The sequence below is a fragment of the Sphingomonas sp. genome (assembly GCF_031361285.1).
Classification (GTDB): Bacteria; Pseudomonadota; Alphaproteobacteria; order Sphingomonadales; family Sphingomonadaceae; genus Sphingomicrobium.
This window is the reverse complement of sequence record NZ_JANMCO010000016.1, coordinates 1-4,366: the sequence shown is the minus strand read 5'-3', so window position 1 is coordinate 4,366 and position 4,366 is coordinate 1. Positions and strand designations below refer to the sequence as shown.

Genomic DNA, 4,366 nt, shown 5'->3' with positions numbered 1-4,366 from the left:
CATCGTCGCGGTCGTCGGGCCCGCGCGCCGAGTAACTGAAGAACTCGCGCTTGCGGCCGTCGACGGCAACCTTGAAGTCGCCCGGACCGTCGCACGCCGTCAGTCCCCATACCTCGCCGTCGTAGCCGCGCCAGCGCCCCGGGTTGGCGATCGCGTAATTGCGTTGGGCGATGGTCGCGCGGCGGCTGTTTTCGAACAGGTCGATGCCCTTGCCGCGCAGCCACGGATCGGCGATGCCTTTGAAGTCGACCCAGACGTGGCTGTACTGATGACCGAACAGCGGCGGGAACTGGATGTGCGGCGGACCCCAATGCGCGCCCCAGCCGAGCTCGAAATTGCGCGTGTAGCGCGTCCAGATCTTGGGGCTGATGGCGAAGGTCGGACTGCCCAGCGCGAGCAGGTAAAGCAGGGTCGCCTCGTTGTAGCGGTCCCATTGGCTGGGGATGAAGCCGCTTTCGGGCTTCCAGCCCATCGACACGAACGGGCCGCGCCCAAGCATCCAGCGCCAGTCGACCGCATCATTCAGCCGCGTGGCGAGGCGCCGGATCTCGACCTCGTCGGCATCGGGGCGGTCAAAATATTGGCCTGCGAACAGCACACCGCCGAGCAGCAGCGTGGTGTCGATCGAGGACAGTTCGGTGGTCTCGAACCGCCGCCCGTTCTCCATGTCGATGAAATGGTAGAAAAAGCCTTTGTGGCCGGTGCGGCCGGCCGCTTCGGGGCCCATCGGCGCGCTGGCGAAGAAGCGCAGCGTGGCCAGCGTCCGGCCGCGCGCCGCCGCCCGGCTGATCCAGCCGCGCTCGGCGCCGATCGGGTATGCGGTCAGCCCGAACCCCACCGCGGCGATCGAGCTGAAGCTCTTGGTCGGCCAACGGTCGGGAACCAGGCCGTTTGCCGAATTGCCCGTGTCCCAGAACCAGTCGAACGTCCGCCGCTCGAGGTCGCCGAGGTCGAACGCCCCCGCCGCCGGCACCTGCGCCGACGCACAGCCGGACATCGCGGCCGCACCAAACGCCGCTGCATAACCGCCGAATTGTCGCCTCGTGATCAAACTGTCCGCCCGTCCACCCCCGGCTGTTGCCCGCGCCGATCGATGCGATCAAGCGCGGGCGCTAGGAGATTTAGAAGCGGAAACCGGCGCGGAACTGAATTCGCCGGGGCAGGGTGATCAGACGATTGCCGATCTTCGGTTCCAAAAGCGGATCGGTTGGGCTGACGAAGTCGTCGAATCCGGCGAAGTTCGTGCTGTTGAAAACATTGAGGAAATCGACCGCGAGATTGATCGTCGTGCCGCGATAGATTTTGAGTTCGTTCTCGACAGTCAGATTGACCTCGCAGAAAGCAAACAGCCCGCCAAAACAATTCTTGTCCGGATAGCCCGAGCGGAACTGTCGAAGGTTGATGTCGCTGCCCGCTGTTTGATCCTGAATTTGATAAGCCGCGCCACTGCCGAATTGGCTCAGTGTCGAGACGCGGAAGCCGTACGGCGCATCGATCATGGCACCGACGACCACCTTGTGGCGCTCGTCGCCGGGTCGCGGGCGGAATCCCCAATCGTCGGGTGTAACCTTATCGAGGCTGAACAGGTCGTTGCCGTTCTGCTCGGCCTTCGACAGAGTGTAGGCGATGTTGACGCCCCATCCCGACGCGCGGGTGTAGGGCTTGTCCATCGTCACATAGAGACCCTTGTATCGCGTATCCAAGCCATCGAAGCCGATCAGGACGTTGGCGAAGCCGTTGGCGTTAGCGATGGCGGTATCGCAGCAATCGCCCGTCCCGCCATTCCTCCGCGTGGCGAACAGATGCGTGTAGCCATGGACGCCGCGGATATAGGAGCCGGTCACCGAGCCTACCCACTGACCGAAGCGCTGCCGCACGCCAAGGCTGAACTGGTCGGTTCGCGGCGGTTTGGCGTTGTTGGGAACCGCGAACAGTTCGGGCTTGCCGGTCTGCCCGGTTGACTGCAGCGCGAGCAGCCCTTCGCGAGTCAGATAACTGTCGTTCCACACCACGGTCGGGTTGCCGTCGCGCTGAACTCCGTCGCGGGAGAAGAAGAACCTGCCAATTGTATATTGCAGACGATAGCTCTCATCGAGCGTGTTGTTGAACACGTTGCGATCGAAATAGCGCCCATAGCCGCCGAACAGCACCGTGCTGCGATCACCCTTGAAATCGTAGGAAAAGCCGAGGCGTGGCTGGAACATCCCTAGGTAGGGATCGCGGTTAGTGCCGTCGGTAATGTAATCCTCGGCGTTGAAATAGTCGGTCTGGGGCAGCGCGCGTAGCGTCGCGGCGGCTATGGCGGGGGTGACGTATTTATTGTTGAACATATTGCTTTCGTAATCCCAGCGCAGGCCGAGATTGAGCTCGAGTTTATCAGTTACCGCCCAGTCGTCCTGAACAAAGAGGCCCACAGCCGAGTTCTTGGCCTTGATCTCCGGGTTGCCAAAGCCGAGCTGGGCCTCAGCCGGGAACGAGAAATCGAGGTCGTCGCCGGGCCCGGGGCCGCGCAAATCCTGAAAGAAAGTGAAGCGCGGCTGGACGAAGAACAGCTTGTTGAAATCATATTTGTGCTTGGCAAGCCTGATCCCGCCCTTGATTGTGTGCCGATCGATTCCGGTCCAGGTAAGTTCGTCGCGGAGGGTAAGGCTGTCCTGGGTCAGATCCTGGGTGCTGTCCTTGCCGCCAATAATGATGACACCCGCATAATCGAAGGTCGGCGAGCTCGTATCGAGCGAGGTCGGGTTATAGAGATAGTGGATGTAGTTGACGTCGGCTTCGTTGAGGAACGCATCGCCGCGATAGGTCCACTTGGCGTTCACCGTGTCGACCGTGTTGTGCTTGTTCTCGGCGGCGGTGAAGGCGGTCGTTCCGCCGAAGCCCTGAATGTCGGTCTCCTGCCGGCGACTGTAGCTGAGGTCGATGACATGATTGTCGGCCGGCAGCGCGGTCAACTTGCCGAAAAAGAAGTCGCCGCGAAACGGGCTGACGAAGGCGCCTTCAAATTGGCCGAACCGGGCGATGTTTGCCGGCGACCGATTGCCAAGGATGACGTTGAATGCGCGGTCCTGGTCGTTGCCTTCATAGGTGCCGAAGAAGAACAGGCGGTCCTTGATGATCGGCCCGCCCAGCGCCGCGCCATACTGCACGCGCTTGAACTTAGGCTCTGGATCGCCGCGCTTTTTAACGAAATAATCGGTCTCGGCGAATTTTTTGTCGGTGTACTGTCCGAACACTTCGCCGTGGAATTCGTTGGTGCCGGACTTGGTCACGGCAGTGATCACGGCCGCGGCCGCTTGCTCATATTCGGCCTTGTAGTTCTGGGTGAGGACACGAAATTCCTGCACCGCCAGCTGGCCGAACGGATTGCCGCGGGAGTCCTGCTGTCCGGCGATGCCGCCGTCGAGAATCTGGTTCTTCAACGACACGCCGTCGATGAAGACGTTGACCGCCGAGCGCGTCGATGCACCCGAGGTGATCCCTTTGTTGGTCTCACTGTCGACGTAGTTCACGCCCGGCGCCAGTTTGGCGAAGCTCAGGAAGTTGCGGTCAGTCTGGGGCAGCGAGCGGATCTGCTCCTGAGTGACGTTGGTTGCGACTTCGCTGGTCTTGGTCTCGACCAGCCGCCGCCCGGTAACGACAATATCACCCTCGGCGGCGGTCGCTGGTGCACCCTCTGCCACGACAGCGGCCGGCGCCAGATCGAGCGTCGCGCTCTGTCCGATACTGGCCGAGACCTGGCGCTCGACGGTCGCGCCGCCGATCGTGGTACGGATGGTGTAGTCGGCCGGCCGGAGCCCGGCGAGCGTGTAATGGCCGTTCGAGTCGGTAGTTGTTTTGACTGTCTGGCCCGTTGCGACGTCGGACGCGCTGACCACTGCCCCCGCGACCGCCGCTCCGGCCGCATCAGTGACCTGACCGCTGATCGTCGTGGTGGTAGTCTGCGCCGCGGCCGGGACCGCCACGACGGTGATCATCGTGACGCTCGATACGCCGAGCAGCAGCGAGCGAAGCATCAGGTTACGGCGGAGGCCTCGGCTTGAGTTTGATTTGGTCATGGTAGTCCCCTTCTTGATATTGCTTGGTCGCGTCTCAGCTTCTCCCGGCTGATGACGCACGGATGACGAGCACCGGTTTGAAGGTGTGCTGCAGTTCGGGTTTGCGGCCGGCGATGACGTCCGCGCAGCACTCGAGCGCCTGGCGGCCCATTTCGGCGATCGGCACGGCGGCGGTGGTCAGCGGCGGATTGACGTAGCGCGTGATCGGGATGTCGTCGAAACCGGCCAGGGCGACATCGGCCGGGACGGCAATTCCGGCTTCGCGAAGGCCCTCGAGACAGCCGATCGCCATCATGTCGTTGGCGCAG

The 4,366-nt window shown here is 62.5% G+C and carries 3 protein-coding genes; all 3 read right to left on the bottom strand.

The window, feature by feature from the left end:
• Nucleotides 1–1,051 (bottom strand): glucoamylase family protein (locus tag RMO25_RS01845; RefSeq protein ID WP_309660902.1); only part of this gene is annotated, 1,051 nt, incomplete at its 3' end.
• Nucleotides 1,052–1,121: 70 nt separating this feature from the next.
• Nucleotides 1,122–4,058: a TonB-dependent receptor domain-containing protein gene (locus RMO25_RS01840; RefSeq protein ID WP_309660901.1), complete on the bottom strand. Its 2,937-nt coding sequence runs from the start codon at nt 4,056–4,058 to the stop codon at nt 1,122–1,124.
• 34 nt (nt 4,059–4,092) lie between these two features.
• On the bottom strand, nt 4,093–4,366 hold a 274-nt coding region (locus RMO25_RS01835; RefSeq protein ID WP_309660900.1), incomplete at its 5' end, for a substrate-binding domain-containing protein.

Excerpts from the sequence above, each read along its gene's own strand:
- RMO25_RS01840 (WP_309660901.1), bottom strand. The coding sequence starts at position 4,058 with ATGACCAAATCAAACTCAAGCCGAGGCCTCCGCCGTAACCTGATGCTT.